13 protein-coding genes are annotated in these 13926 nt (G+C 71.0%); 4 read left to right on the top strand and 9 right to left on the bottom strand.

Annotation, left to right across the window (positions count from 1 at the left end; genetic code table 11):
* Positions 1 to 11 precede the first annotated feature (11 nt).
* The 4 genes from ACZ7GJ_RS24625 to ACZ7GJ_RS24610 form a co-directional block, all read right to left on the bottom strand.
* The gene (locus tag ACZ7GJ_RS24625; protein WP_470754724.1) at positions 12 to 3452 is read right to left on the bottom strand and encodes an endo-alpha-N-acetylgalactosaminidase family protein; all 3441 of its coding nucleotides are present in this window, start codon (positions 3450 to 3452) and stop codon (positions 12 to 14) included.
* 156 nt (positions 3453 to 3608) lie between these two features.
* On the bottom strand, positions 3609 to 3983 hold the full coding sequence (locus tag ACZ7GJ_RS24620; protein ID WP_470754723.1) for a YbjQ family protein: 375 nt from the start codon (positions 3981 to 3983) through the stop codon (positions 3609 to 3611).
* A gap of 51 nt (positions 3984 to 4034) precedes the next feature.
* Entirely contained in the window at positions 4035 to 4808 is a 774-nt protein-coding gene (locus ACZ7GJ_RS24615) for a response regulator (protein ID WP_470754721.1), read from the bottom strand.
* Positions 4798 to 6000 (bottom strand): sensor histidine kinase, encoded by a 1203-nt coding sequence (locus ACZ7GJ_RS24610; protein WP_470754720.1) that lies wholly within the window; start codon positions 5998 to 6000, stop codon positions 4798 to 4800. The genes ACZ7GJ_RS24615 and ACZ7GJ_RS24610 overlap by 11 nt, the downstream gene beginning before the upstream one ends.
* Before the next feature lie 876 nt (positions 6001 to 6876).
* Here ACZ7GJ_RS24610 and ACZ7GJ_RS24605 point away from each other — a divergent pair.
* Entirely contained in the window at positions 6877 to 7041 is a 165-nt protein-coding gene (locus tag ACZ7GJ_RS24605; RefSeq protein WP_470754719.1) for a hypothetical protein, read from the top strand.
* Between the two features lie 166 nt (positions 7042 to 7207).
* On the top strand, positions 7208 to 8026 hold the full coding sequence (locus ACZ7GJ_RS24600) for an SAM-dependent methyltransferase (RefSeq protein WP_470754718.1): 819 nt from the start codon (positions 7208 to 7210) through the stop codon (positions 8024 to 8026).
* Between the two features lie 43 nt (positions 8027 to 8069).
* On the opposite strand, the gene ACZ7GJ_RS24595 is transcribed toward ACZ7GJ_RS24600, so the two are convergent.
* Both ACZ7GJ_RS24595 and ACZ7GJ_RS24590 read right to left on the bottom strand, forming a co-directional pair.
* A complete protein-coding gene (locus ACZ7GJ_RS24595; RefSeq protein ID WP_470754717.1) occupies positions 8070 to 8978 on the bottom strand; it encodes a helix-turn-helix domain-containing protein in 909 nt (302 codons plus the stop codon).
* 91 nt (positions 8979 to 9069) lie between these two features.
* The gene (locus tag ACZ7GJ_RS24590; protein ID WP_470754715.1) at positions 9070 to 9300 is read right to left on the bottom strand and encodes a DUF397 domain-containing protein; all 231 of its coding nucleotides are present in this window, start codon (positions 9298 to 9300) and stop codon (positions 9070 to 9072) included.
* A 357-nt stretch (positions 9301 to 9657) separates the two neighbouring features.
* Between ACZ7GJ_RS24590 and ACZ7GJ_RS24585 the strand changes: the two genes are divergently transcribed.
* On the top strand, positions 9658 to 10113 hold the full coding sequence (locus ACZ7GJ_RS24585; RefSeq protein ID WP_470754714.1) for an SH3 domain-containing protein: 456 nt from the start codon (positions 9658 to 9660) through the stop codon (positions 10111 to 10113).
* Positions 10114 to 10290: 177 nt separating this feature from the next.
* Entirely contained in the window at positions 10291 to 10956 is a 666-nt protein-coding gene (locus ACZ7GJ_RS24580; RefSeq protein ID WP_470754713.1) for a hypothetical protein, read from the top strand.
* 57 nt (positions 10957 to 11013) lie between these two features.
* On the opposite strand, the gene ACZ7GJ_RS24575 is transcribed toward ACZ7GJ_RS24580, so the two are convergent.
* From ACZ7GJ_RS24575 to ACZ7GJ_RS24565, 3 genes are all read right to left on the bottom strand, one after another.
* Positions 11014 to 11922: a phosphatase domain-containing protein gene (locus tag ACZ7GJ_RS24575; RefSeq protein ID WP_470754900.1), complete on the bottom strand. Its 909-nt coding sequence runs from the start codon at positions 11920 to 11922 to the stop codon at positions 11014 to 11016.
* A 36-nt stretch (positions 11923 to 11958) separates the two neighbouring features.
* Positions 11959 to 13167, bottom strand: a complete 1209-nt coding sequence (locus tag ACZ7GJ_RS24570; RefSeq protein WP_470754712.1) for an RNA ligase — start codon at positions 13165 to 13167, stop codon at positions 11959 to 11961.
* A gap of 63 nt (positions 13168 to 13230) precedes the next feature.
* The gene (locus ACZ7GJ_RS24565; RefSeq protein ID WP_470754709.1) at positions 13231 to 13923 is read right to left on the bottom strand and encodes a Rossmann-fold NAD(P)-binding domain-containing protein; all 693 of its coding nucleotides are present in this window, start codon (positions 13921 to 13923) and stop codon (positions 13231 to 13233) included.
* Positions 13924 to 13926: the final 3 nt, after the last annotated feature.

The following is a 13926-nucleotide window of genomic DNA, read 5'->3' as shown; positions in this document are numbered from 1 at the left end:
CCCGCCGGACCCTACGGCCGGTAGCCGATGTTCAGTTCTGCCACCGAGGTCCACGCATTGCCGCCCACCTCCCCCGTGGCCCTGAGCTTCACGTACCGGGCGGTCCTGGCGGTGAAGGAGACGTCCTGCTGGGCCGCGCTGTCCGCGAAGGTGCCGGAGGCCGCTGCGGTCCCCCAAGTGACGCCGTCGGTCGAGGTGAAGACCTGGTAGTCGGCGATGCGCCCGTTGCTCTGCGTCTGCCGGGGCAGGTAGTGCAGGTCGGAGACGTTGTACGAGGCCCCGAGGTCGAGGGTGATCTCGTGCGGCATCGGCGCGGTGGCCGCGTACCACTGGGTGTGCCAGATGGTGGCGCTGTCGCCGTCCAGGACGTTGGCGGCGCTGCCGTTCTCGCCGGCGGTCTCCTGGCTGTCGACCGCCTTCACGCTCATCTGCCCCTGGGGGACGAGGACTTCACCGCCGCCCACCGGTCCGAGGTCGTCGACGGCGAGGTCGTCGAGGATGAGGTCGGCCTCGTCGTGCGAGTCCTCGGCGGTCACCTTGCGTACGCCGATCCAGGCGTCGGCCCCGGCGGTGAACGTCTTGGTGAAGGTGGTGGCCGTACGCGCCTGGTTCAGCGCGGTGGCGGTCTCGGTGCTGCCGGAGCCGGTGATGAACTGGTAGTCGCCGCTGAAGCCGTTCTCGTAGCTGAAGGCGACCTTGTACGCGTGCCCCTGCGTCAGCCGCAGCGTCTGCGGGAGGGTGCGGTAGACGAGCCCGCTGCGCTCCTCGTGGGACTTGAGCGAGTTCTGCCCGGCGATGACGTCGTCGACCAGCTTGCCGCTCCAACCGGCCTGGGTGTACGGGGCGTTGCGCTGGGCGATGTGGGTGCGCGGGTCGGTGGCCGAGCCGCCGGCGCCGCCGAAGACGAAGGGGCCCCAGCCGGCGTCGACGTTCTCGAAGTCCTCGGTGAACCAGTGGCCGCCGAGCGGGGTGCGGGCGGAGGGGACCACTCGCACGTCGTCGAGGTAGACGGTGCCCGAGCCGGCGGCCGAGGACAGCCGCAGGGTGGCGGTGGACTGGCCTGCGGGCACGTCGAAGAGGACCTTCATGCGCTGCATCTTCGTGCCGTTCTTCTCGCTGCCGCCGAGGTTGTTGGTCAGCGGTGAGGAGTCGGCGTACACGGAGGCGGCGCTGCCCCCGGCCGGGGTGACGGTGAGGGTGGCCGCCCGGCCCGTGGGGGTGGAGACCCAGACGGAGGCGGCGTAGGTGCCGGGGTCGAGGCCGGTGAGCTGCTGGGAGACGGCGGGGGCGGCGCCGGCGGCCATGGTGAGCTCGCTCTGGCCCTGGGCGTTGCGGGTGACGGCGGCCCCGGTGCCGGTGACGGTCCAGGCGGCGAGGTTGCCCGCGTAGAAGGACGGGTCCTTCAGGGGAGTGCCCTCGCCCCACTTCGGGTCGGGCTGGGCGGGCGCGGCCCCGTTGGTGACGACGTACGCGGTGCGCGCGGCGGAGTTGACGGTGACCTGGCTGCCCGGGCCGACGGTGAGGTCGCCGATCAACTGGCGTCCGGTGTCGGTCAGTTTGTACAGCTTGGGTGCGCTCCAGCCGGCGGGAAGGGTCCAGGTGGTGGAGCCCCCGGCCTCGTTCCAGTGGTAGAGCTTGCCGTCGCGCGGGAGCAGGAAGCTGGTGCCGTTCAGCACGGTGCGGCCGCCGGTGGTGATCTTGCGGGTGCCGCCGGTGGTGGTGACGGAGGTGCCGTTGGCGAGGGTGACCGTGTCGGCGGTCCACTTCACGATCGGGGATTCCTGGAGGTACTTGGTCGGCAGGTTGGTGGCGAAGGTGGTGTTGAGGAAGGCGGTGAAGTCCTTCTTGCCCTGCCAGCCCTCGTACGCGGTGACCTCCGCGCCGCCCAGCAGCGGGTTGCGGGCGATCCAGTCGTCTTTGGCGTGGTTCGCGATGAACCGGGCGATGCCCGAGTTGATGCCCTTCAGGTCGCTGCCGCCGTAGTTGACGTCGGTGGCCCAGTGGTGCCAGAGGGACTGTTCGGTCAGGGTGTTGGGGAATTCGGTGGCCAACTGAAGCCCCAGGCCGCCGATTTCGCGCTGGAGCTTGCGCGATACGTACCCGTCCCCGTACCAGACGTCGACGTAGAGGAAGTCGAGTCCGGGGGCCGCGGCCTTCAGGTCCTGGAGGCGCTTCAGGCGCTGCCCGGACTGGCCGTCCTTCCTGGTGTCCACGTAGTAGGACTGGTCGAGCCAGTCCCAGCCGCGGCCGCCGCTCTGGTGCGCCGGGTCGAAGGTGGCCGAGACCGGGTACTCCTCGGTGGCGTTGATGTGCACCCCGAAGTCCGCGTTGTAGGCGTGGCCCGCGGTGGTGAGGGCGCCCAGGCCGGCGGCGCCGCCCAGTTTGGCACCGATGTTCTTGTAGTCCATGTGCGCCGAGTCGTGGCCCTCGGAGGCGTACCCCTTGAGCAGCACGAACTGGCCGAGGCCGTCGGTGGCGAGGCTGACCCGCTTGGTCTCGTCGAGGGTCTGCGCGAAGGGGTGCGTGGCCTCGGAGGCGAAGTTGAAGGGGATGCGCTGGACGACGCGGTCGCGGGTCTGCTGCCAGCCGGTGGGCGGGGTCCAGATGTCGCGGTAGGCGATGGCCGCGTCCTGCCAGTCCACGGTGGAGTCGGCGTTGCGGTCGCCCGTGATCGCGACCCGGGCGTAGGGCAGCGGCTCGGTGTCGCCGTCCGCGGCGCCGGAGGCCCGGTAGAGCCAGGCGCCGCTCCACAGGCCGGCGCGGCGGTAGGTCCCCTTGTCGGTGACCCGCTTGCTGATCCGGCCGTTCTCGCGGGCGGTGCCGCCCGAGGGGGCGTCGTAGAGGGAGTTGGAGTCGACGGCGGCGGCCAGCTTGCCGGTGTTGGCGAGGCCGTGCATCACCGTCACGGCGGCGGGGTCCACGGGGGTGTTCGCCTTGAGGGTGGTGAAGGTGTCACCGGTGCCGGTCGTGGCCGTGTGCATGTTCGCCGTGGCCAGCGCGGCGCCCGGCTGGTCGCTGCGGACGCTGACGAGGTTGTGGTCGGGGATCGCGAGGCTGCGCACGCGCAGCGCGGCGGTGTCCTCGATGGCGGTCACCTTGAACTCCACGACCGAACCGGCCACCGAGAGCCGGGATCTGATGGTCACCCCGGAGAAGGACAGGGCGTAGTCCACGCCGGAGGCGGAGGGGGTCGAGGTCACTGCGGGGGTGTAGGTCGTCCCGTTGACGACGATCGCGCCGATGGTGTCCTCGTTGCCGTTCAGCACGTCCCCCGTGGCTCTGCGGGTGTAGCTGATGACGCGGGGGAAGCCGCTGTCCACGCTGACGGACAGTTCGGGCGAGGTGATCGTCACGGGTGCGGCCGCCGCGGCAGGTGCGGCGGGCGTGGCCACGACCAGGGTGGCGACCAGGCCGGCCATCGCGGCTGCGGCCGGCCAGAGGGGGGTGCGCATCGAGCCTCCGGGAGTCGGCGCTTCCTTGGCGGAAGACCGCACGGCCGGGGGGCACGGGCGGTCCGCTCACTGACCTGACAGCTTGCGGACCGCGGCACGGCAGGCCCATGGACAAAGCGGAGCGCCGTCCTGGACTTACGTGGTGGGGGCGGGGCGTCAGGGGGAGGCGGGCACCAGCACGACGGCCGTTCCGTACGCGCACACCTCGGTCCCGACGTCGGCCGCTTCCGTGACGTCGAAGCGCATCATCAGCACGGCGTTCGCGCCGCGCGCCTTCGCCTGTTCGATGAGCCGCTCCATGGCCTGGTTGCGCGTCTCCACGAGGGTCTTGGTGAGGCCCTTGAGCTCGCCGCCGATCATCGACTTCAGGCCCGCGCCGATCTGGCTGCCCAGGTGGCGGGAGCGCACGGTGAGGCCGAAGACCTCACCGATCACCCGCTCGACGTGATAGCCGGGGACGTCGTTGGTCGTCACGACCAGTACGCCGGTCTGCTCGGCGCCGAGGCCGCCGCCGTAGTCTTCGATACCCATGGACCCACTGTGGTGCCGCCCGCCGCCGCGCGCATCCGCTGGGCTCCGCGGTCACGGCATTCGGGCGGCGACACCGAACTCGTGCGCCACGACCACGGCCTGGGCGCGGCTGGACAGTCCGAGCTTGCTCATGCAGCGGTGCACGTGGGTCTTGACGGTGGCGGCGCTGAGGACGAGCCGGCCGGCGATGTCGGCGTTGGACAGACCGGCTCCGACCAGGCCCAGCACCTCGCGTTCGCGCGGGGTCAGTGCGTCCAGGCCCGGGTGGGGGGCGCGGGCGACCGGGGCGGCGCAGGTGTCGATGAGTCCGCGCAGGGCGCCGGGGCTGAAGAGCATCTCGCCCGCGTGCACGGTGGCGATGGCGGCGAGCAGCCGGTCGGGCGGGGTGTCCTTGAGGAGGAATCCCGCGGCCCCGACCCGAAGGGCCCGCAGGACGTACTCGTCGGAGTCGAAGGTGGTCAGCACGAGCACCTTGGGGGGCCGCGGGCCGACGACCCCGGCATCGGCTTCGGCATTGGCATTCGCATCGGCATCGGCATCGGCATCGGCATCGGCTTCCGCGAGGATCCGTTCGGTGGCGGCGATCCCGTCGGTGCCCGGCATCCGGATGTCCATGAGCACGACGTCAGGGCGGGTCGCGGCGGCGAGCCGGACCGCCTCCTCGCCGTCCCCGGCCTCGCCCACGACCTCGAAGCCGGGCGCGGCGGTGAGCAGTGCGGTCAGCCCGGACCGGATCAGGAACTGGTCGTCGACGACGAGCACCCGCAGCGCAGCGGCTCCCGGCCCGGCGCCCGGCCCGGCGGACCCCGTCTCCTCAGGCGCCATGGACCGCTGCCCTGGGCACGGGGACGCGCAGGCTGACCTCGAAGCCGCCCCCGGGGGCGGGCTCGGCGGTCACCGTGCCGTGGTAGATCGTCGCCCGCTCTCGCATCCCGATCAGCCCCTGTCCGGTGGCGGCCGACGCGGCGCCCGGGGCGCGCACGGGCACCGTCCGGCCCGGCCCGTCGTCCTTGACCCGTACGCGGACCTCGTCCTCGCCGTAGTGCACGCGGACGGTGGTGCGCGCGGCCGGGGCGTGCTTGATCACGTTCGTGAGCGCTTCCTGCACCACGCGGTACGCGCACAGGTCGATCCCGGGCGGGAGCTCGTACGCCGTGCCCGTGACCCGTACGTCCACCGGGACGCCCGCCTCCGCCACCCGTTTGACCAGCTCGTCGAGCTTCCCCATGCCGCCGGCCCCGGGGTGCGTCGGCGCGCCCGGCGCCGGGTCCTCCTCGCGGAGCACCACCAGCATCCTGCGCATCTCGGCGAGGGCCTCGTGGGCGCTGTCCCCGATGGTGTCCAGGGCCCGGCGGGCGGTCGGCGGGTCGGAGGAGAACACGTACCCGGCGAGACCGGTTTGGATGGAGATCACCGAGACGTGGTGGGCGATCACGTCGTGGAGCTCGCGGGCGATCTGGATGCGTTCCTCCATGACGGCCCGCCGGGCCTTCTCCTCCTGCTCCAGGCGGAGCCGGCGGGTGAGGTCGCGCAGCCGCCGGGAGCCGTCGCCGGCCACCCAGCAGACGATGGTGGAGACGGTCACGAAGCCCACGCTGAGCGGTCCGATCCCCGGCTCGGCGAGCCGGGTGCCCCACAGCAGTACGAGGAGCGCGCCCGCCGCGGCCCGGAAGGAGACCGGGCGGGGGCGCAGGGAGGCGACGGTGTAGAGGGCGAGGAGCATGCCGCAGACGGCGGGCACGTGGTAGTAGCCGAGGGTGAAGTACGTCCCGATGCAGAGGCCGGTGCTCACCAGGACGGTGACGGGGAAGAGCCGGCGCAGGGCGAGCGGGAGGTAGACGGCGGCGAGCAGCCCGTAGGCGAGCGCGTCGGTGTCCCGCCAATAGCCGCTGGGGTCGGGCCAGTTGCGGAGCATGGTGGAGGAGATCCAGAGCGAGCCGACGGCGTACACGATCTCGCCGGCGACCGGTAGCGCGGCGCGGATCCGGACCGCCGCCGGACGTTCGGACAACTGCACGTCAACCCCCTCCTGTACACCTCTGGTTGTACAGGGATACCGCCCGTGGGGGTAGGCGGGGTTCAACCTGTGGATGGGCGAGGCCGGCGCGGTGTCGGCCGTAGATTTCACCGCGCCGGCCCCAACCGGCAGCGGCCCAGTCCCCCCGGGGCCCGCCGCGCGGCCGTGCCCGTTCGGGGGCGGGCACGGCCCCGTCACGTCCCGGGCATTCCGCCCTGAGCGTAGACGCGGGCGTTCACCCATTGATGCGTTTGTTTCACGGCCGCGCTCCTGTTGCACGGGCTGCCCGGGGCGCGCGGGGCCGCCCGGAGCGTCCGGTCGCAAACACGTCCGGTGGACCGTCATACGTACCGAACACCCGACTCAGCTGCCCACATCTCCGGTCGGGCCGTGCCGAATTCACGGATGCGACGCAGCAACTTTCCCATATGCACGTGCATCTGCGGGTGCAGCGGCATTTCAGCCGTCGAAATAGGCCGTCAATTACGACTACTTCAATCATTGACGATCACAAGTGAACCCGACACAACGGGGTTAGCGGGAAATCGGGCATTACCGAGCGCCCCGCTTGCATGCGGGAGACGTTGCATGAAAGGGCGCCTCGAAGGGATGAATGGAGCAGGACGCGAATTGATCCGGAGTGACTGTAGGATCGCCGCATCACGCAATGGCCGACGGCCAGTTGCGTGGTGGTCCCGGGTTGCAGCCCGGGACCACCCGACAAGCCAGGTACCTACAGAAAGGCACACGATGGCCTGCGGAAAGGAACGGGTTGGCCACGCAAGCGACCCCGAACCTCGCCCCAGCATTATCCCTGACCCTCCCCGTCGGGAAACCTCCGCCGACGACAGGAACAAGGCACGCTTCTGGTCGACCGTGATCGTCGCGCTCTACCTCGTCTGCGCGGCGGCCCTGGTGATCCGCCATCCGCGGGTGGGGCCGACGGTCCCGCTGCTGACCGCGCTGGCGGCCGCGATCGGCACGGTCTGCTTCTTGTCGTTCCTGCGGTTCCTGCACCGTCGCCGGCGTCGGCACTCCTGACATCCCTCGTGGGGGCGGCGCATCACCCGCCCCCACCGCACTCGCGCCGCTCGCGCCGTCCGTGCACCAGAACCCCCGTACGAGTGATTGGCCCGCCCCGGGTCGACTCCCTACCATGGGCCGTTCACCACACCGCCGAACCTCTGACCAAGGTGGGCCCACGGACATGGATTCAGGGCAGAATTCCCGCATTCCCCAGATTGACATGCACACCCCGAGCGTGGCCCGGATGTACGACTGGCTCCTCGGCGGGGTGGAGAACTACGACAGCGACCGCCAGGCCTGTGCCGCGCTGCTGAAGATCGCCCCCAGCACCCAGCTGCTGGCCCGAAACAACCGGGCCTTCCTGCGCCGGATCGTCCGCATCCTCGTCGAGGACTACGGGATCCGCCAGTTCCTGGACCACGGGTCCGGCCTGCCCACCCAGGACAATGTGCACGAGGTGGCACAGCGGGCCCACCCGGACTGCAAGGTCGCCTACGTCGACAACGACCCCATGGTCCTCGCGCACGCCCTGACCACGCTGCACGAGAACCCGGGCACGCTCGTCATCCCCAAGGACATGCGCCTGACCCGGGAGATCCACGAGGAGACCGAGGGGTTCCTCGACTGGAAACAGCCCATCGCCGCCCTGTTCGTATCCGTCCTGCACTGCCTGCCGGACGCGGACGACGACACCGGTCCCGCGGCGGTCGTGCGGAACACGGCCGAACTGCTGCCTCCGGGCAGCTTCATGGTGATCTGCCAGCTCGTCAGCGAGGACCCGGTCGTACGGGACGACGTCACCCGGCTCATGGACGTCACCACGCACGGCAACTGGGGCCGGGTCCGGGAGCCGCACGAGGTGCGCCGCTACTTCGACGGCCTGCGGATCCTCGAACCCGGCCTGGTGGACGTGGTGGACTGGCGGCCGGACGCCCCGCCCCCGCCCGCGGGCAACCGGCCCACGGACTGGGTCGAGTGGGGCGGAGTGGGCCGGCTCTGACCCGGCCCCCCGCCCCGCCGGCCGCCGCCCCGACCCTGCCGCCCTATTTGAAGCGGCTCTTCGCCGCTTCGATCAGGGCCCGGCTGTCGTCCCTGGACTCCGCCGCCTGCCGCAGCTTCGTGAGGGCGTTGCGGTAGTCGTCCAGGGCCCGCGGCCGGGTCACGTAGGTCGCGCTGCTGATGTGCTCCACGTACGCCAGTTCTGACTGCTCGGGGTCGCCGAACTTCAGGTGCATGATCGGGTACGGCGGCGTGGCGCTGTAGGCGCGGGACATCATGAGCACTCGTATGTTCACCTTGGCGACTCCGCACGCCTCCAGCAGGTGGTCCAGCTGTTCGCGCATCACCTCGTGCTCGCCGTAACGGCGGTAGAGGATGCCCTCCTCCAGCAGGACGGTGACGCGCGGCAGCGGGCCCTCCATGAGCCGCAGCTGCCGCTGGCGGCGCAGTTCGACCACCCGCGCGATCTCGTCGGGGTGGGCACTGGGCATGGCGGCCTCGACCATGCACCGGGCGTAGTCGGTGGTCTGGAGGATCCCGGGGACGACGAGGTTCTCGTAGACGCAGATCTCCTCCGCGTCGCCCTCCATCTGGATGAGGCGCTTGAGGAAGTCGGGCGTCACATCGCTGAACTGCTCGTACCACTCGGAGGTCCGGCCGAGTTCGAGGAGGCGCTCGATCATCCACATCTCGTCGGCGTTGGCGCCGTAGTGGCGGGCCAGGTCGAGGACGTCCCGGCGCTTCGGCGGGCTCTCGCCCCGCTCCAGCCTGCTGATCTTCGACACCGAACCGCGGATGACGGGAGCCACGTCCCGCAGGGTGAGGCCCCGGGCCTCCCGCAGGGTCCGCAGCTCCTGGCCCAGCATCCGGTCGGCCGCCGCCCGTCCCGGCTCCTTGCCCATGGGCAGGACACAGGCTCCGGGGTCGGGCAGTGGCTCGGGGAGGGCAGACATACAAACTCCAATATGACTGAGGAAGTTGTCAGTCACCACAATGGGGCTTGAATGCGTACCCTCCAAGCTTTGGCCTGAGGTCAGGCCGCCATCAGGTCAGTTGATCGAATTCGGAACGCTTGACGCCGTCGATGAAGGCCTCGATCTCCGCGGCCGTGAACAACAGCGCCGGCCCGTCCGGGAAGCGCGAGTTGCGCATCGCCGCGCCACCGCCGGTCAGCCCGGCGACTTCCACACAGTTTCCGTTGCCCACGCTGGCGGTGCTCTTGACCCAGACCGCACCGGGGATTTCGCTGGCGGCCATGCCATTGGTCAACTGCATGATTCGACCTCTCCCTTGCCCGACACCCATGATCGTGCAATCCCATATGGGATTGCACGACAACCACTTGCGAGAATGCTAGCTACGCGGAGCGAGCCCGGGAGTCCCCCGAAAGGGGGCTCGAATTTCGGCCTCTTCATATGATCAGAGATTGACTCGTATCGACCCGGCTGTCGACCGGACCGCAATTCCGAGTTCCGAATGAAACGCCTATCATTGCGCAAATCGGGCTAATCAGCGGTGAGTCAACCGGTCGGCGCCGCCGCCCCTCGCCATAGTCGTCCGTGGCGATCGTCAGATCGCCGCCCCGAGCCGCACGCCGCGGCCGGGTGGATGTCTTCATAGAGGAGCCGGCTCATGCTGAAGCCCACCAGGACCGTCCTCGCCCTCGCCGCCGGAAGCCTGGTGCTCGGCCTGATGGGGGCGGGCGCCGCCGTCGCCGACGAGGAGCCGATGCCCGACATGCCGGGGCACGAGAGCCTCGTGGCCCGGGACGAGCCCGACGGGGAAGACGGGGAAGATGGGGAAGACGGGTACGAAAGCGCCCTCGGCGTGGTCGTTTCGCACGGCAAGCTGAACGTCCGCAGCCGGCCGAGCACCCACGCGGACAAGGTGGGTGTGGTGTACCCGCACCAGAAGCTCGAGATCGAGTGCAAGAAGCGCGGTGAGCGGGTCGGCGGAAACGACCTCTGGTACCGCCTGGACGGCGAGGAAGACAAGAACCGCGGGCCGAAGGCCGCCAAGTACGACGAGGACCGCTACGTCTCGGCCCGCTGGGTCAAGAACCTCACCCACGTGGAGTGGTGCTACTGACCTGCACGAACGACCCTGAACCGGCCGTCCGGAGCCCCCGCGGGGCGCCGGACGGCCGGCTTGTGCCCACATAAGCCGCCTACCGGACAGAGAGGTGGAGCCGGCGCCCCCCGGCAGGTAGACAGGGCGCTGTACCCGCAGGCAGACGGCCCGCGGGCGGAATGAAGGACAGACCACGTGCGGCTCACAGGACGCCCCCGCCAGTCGGCCACCCTCGCGATGCTCGCGGCCGCCGGAGCCGTCCTCGCCGGCTGTTCCTCGGCACCGGACGGCTCCGTCGACGCGGCCGCCTCCCGGGCGGTCGTCCCTGCGCCCGCCTCCTCCTCGCCGTCCGCGGCGCAGACCGCGACCCCCTCCACCGGGACCGGGGGCACCGCCGGCCCGCAGTCGGCCAAGACCTGGCCGGACGTGAGCGCCGTCATCATGCAGTGGCGCAACCAGCCGCGCGGGACCGCGGCCCCCGACGCGGAGGCGGTCCACGCCAAGTCCGTCGGCCTGCTCAACGACGCGGAGAGCCGCTACGGTTCCGACAAGGGCTCCAAGTGCTGGCCGCAGCGCGCCACCTCGCTCACCCCGGCCTGCGCCGACCATGCCGCCAAGGCCGCCGAGACCGCCAGGACCTCGCTGTCGTGGATCGCCCACGAGGACCCGCGCACCTTCACCACCCTGCGCGGCCACGCCGACAAGGTCATCAAGGCCGCCGAGACCTACGCCGCCCGTTCCTGCGCCGACGCGCCCGCCGCGGCGGGCGAGCGCGAAGCCTGCTGGGAGGCCGGCCACACCGTCGCCCAGGCCTACGGCAGGCTGCGCGACGGGTTCAACGCCGGCCTCCAGGCCCACTGAACCGGCTTCCGGCCGGGCCTGGCCTGGCCCGGCCCGGCCCGGCTCGGCCCGGCCGGGTCAGAAGTCGCCGTAGTTGACCTGCCAGGTGGCCAGGCCCATCCGACGCCAGATCGCCACCACGCGGTCCCGGTCGTCCAGCGAGACCCGGACCGCGTAGCGGTCGCGCACGTGGGTGTTGAACAGCTCCGCCTTCACGATGTCGTCGCGGCGGGTGTCCCCGGCGGGGCGCATCCACAGCTCGTCGTACGGGACTTCGTGCCGCGCCAGCCAGGCCTCCGTCTGCTGACGGAACTCCTCGCCCCGACCGGACAGCAGCACGATCGTGTCCCCGTCGGCGCGCCTGAAGGCGCCCAGGGCGTCGCGCACCGGCGTGTTCAGCAGGTCGATCTCGCAGCGCGAGAAGTCGTACGGGTTGCGCTCGCCGGTCAGCGCGAGCGTGCCGTCGATGTCGCACATCACCGCCGCGGGCAGCGCCGGGTCGGCCACGTACGGGGACACGTCCGGCTGCTCGTTGAGCCACTCGGCCGTGAGCCGCCAGCCGCCCTTCCTGGCCTTGGCGTGCTTGTCGGCGAGTATCCGGATGATCTCCTCGCCGACCTGGCGTTCGCGCGCGGCGTCGCGGCGCAGGCACTCCTCCACGGGCACGTCGGTGAAGTCGTGCACCACGAAGGTCGCCCGGCCGGCGACGGCCGCCTTGAGCCGCTTGGGGATGTGCGAGGTCAGGTGCGTGTTGTCGACGACCACGTCGAAGCCGCCGTCGACGGCCGCGCGCACCGCCTCGTCCTGGATCTCCAGCACGGTCTGCTCGTGCCGGTAGGACCGGCCGCGCTCGGGGTCCGGCACGTCGAGCATGGCCCTCAGGTCGTCGAGGTTGACGCGGCGCATGCGGCCGGCGGCCTCGGCCTGCAGGGCGCGCGCGGCGGTCGTCTTCCCGGAGGCCGGCAACCCCGTCATGACGTGTACCACCGGGAGTGCAGGGGTTACGGGGACTTCGGACACGGGTCAGTTCTCCTCATCGGTCGTGAAGGGGTCGGACGTCTCGGGTCGTACCTGCCGCCATACGACGAGCTCGGTCGGCCGGTCGTCCAGGCGCAGGAACAGCGCGGCGCGGATCTGCCGGTCGGGCAGTTCCTTCGCGGCGTGCGCGAACGCGCCCCGGTCGTCGGCCAGGTGGGCGAGCTGGGCGTACGCCTCGTCGATGGCGCGCTCACGCTCCGCGGCCTCGCCTTCGAGCCGCTCGATCACCGAGCGCACCCAGGTGTCGAACTCGTCGGGCACCTGCTCCAGCAGCGCGTCGAGCGGCTTGCCGCCCGACGCCTCGATGTCGGCGACCGTGCAGTTCAGGCCCTGGGCCAGCTGCTTGGCGGGCAGGCCGGCGAACCGCTGGATGCCGTGGCTGCGCCAGATGTCCCGCTCGGTGACGGCGGTGAGCACCCGGTGCAGGCGTACGTACTCGGTCAGCTTGGCCTTCGCGCGCACGCCGGAGGCGAACCTCAGCACGAAGCCCTCGGCGTCGGTCCCGCGGGCGTTCGCGCCGTCCGGCAGGGTGTTGGACTCGGCGAGCGCGATCAGCTCCTCGATGGGCATGGCGGGCCACACGGTGACGACCGAGCCGATCCCCTGCCAGTGAGCCGCCGCCTCGGCGAGCGGGACCTCGGTGGCGTCGGCGCCGAAGGCCGCGAGCAGGACCAGGTCCCGGCGGTCGCCGTAGTCGACGACGATGCGGTTCTGCGGGTAGAGGATCTCCGCGAGGTACGTGGTGCCGGGAACCAGGGCGCCCGTGTCGCGGCCGTCGAGGAGGCGCTGGGCCCAGGTGGCCTGCGTGCTGATGAAGGAGCCCTTGGACGCTACGCGCCACCGGTCCGCGTAGTGGAAGACCACGGCGAGGCTGCCGTCGACCTTGTCGTACACCTCGAACGGCTCGTCCGGCAGGGCGGGCGCGTACGGCTGACCGGACTCGTGCTCGCCGACGTTGAAGAACTTCGGCAGCGGCAGGGCGACCACGGCGCCGGTGGTGTCGTCGGCGACGAGGCCACGGCAGCGGGTGGTGACCTGGTTCCAGACGCGCTCGTACTGGGCCGTCCGCGTGTAGGTGTAGATGGACAGCGGCAGCTCGGGGTGCGACTTGCGGGTCACGTATCCGGCGTCGATGGCCTCGGCCAGCGCCTGCGCGGGCATCAGGTCGTGCAGAGTCAGGCGGTCCTGGCTCATGGGGTCCCCTCCCGGTTCGAGATGGCTCATTCTCACCCGTGGAAGGGACCGCCTGGAACTGAATTACCGCTGGTCGGGACGGGCGGTGGCGATCCGGTTGATGTCGCGCGGGCGCAGGACGCGCCCGTGCGCCGCGGCGTCGGCGCCCGGTCCGGCCACCGCGATCATGGCGCGGCCGATGGCCTCGGTCGTGATGACGAGGTTCGGGGCGATGCGGCGCAGCACCGGGAAGAGCGGTGCGGTCAGCGCGTACGCGGTGCGGTAGAGCCTGGTCTTGGACGGAATGCCGCGGTCGGGCTGCACGATGCCGGGGCGGAACATGTAGGCCCGGAAGTCCAGCTTCAGCAGGTCGTTCTCGGTCCGGCCCTTGACCCGGGCCCACATGGAGCGGCCGCGCTCGGTGCTGTCGGTGCCCTCGCCGGAGACGTAGGCGAAGGTCAGCCGCGGGTTGGCGGCCGCGAGGGGGCGGGCGACGGCGAGGGTCAGGTCGTGGGTGACGCGGCGGTAGGCGTCCTCCTTCATGCCGACGGAGGAGACGCCGAGGCAGAAGAAGCAGGCGTCGTACGAGGCCAGGTCCAGGTCCGGTGCCGACAGGTCGGACACGTCGGCCCGCACCAGCTCGCGCAGTTTGGGGTGGGTGACGGCGAGCGGGGTGCGGCCGACGGCCAGAACGCTTTCGACGGTGTCGTCGCGCAGGCACTCGCGCAGCACGCCCCGGCCGATCATTCCGGTCGCGCCGAAGAGGATGACGTTCACGCG

Source organism: Streptomyces sp. NPDC037242, assembly GCF_055604165.1.
The sequence above is the reverse complement of the archived record's forward strand: the minus strand, read 5'-3'. Positions and strand labels throughout refer to the sequence as shown.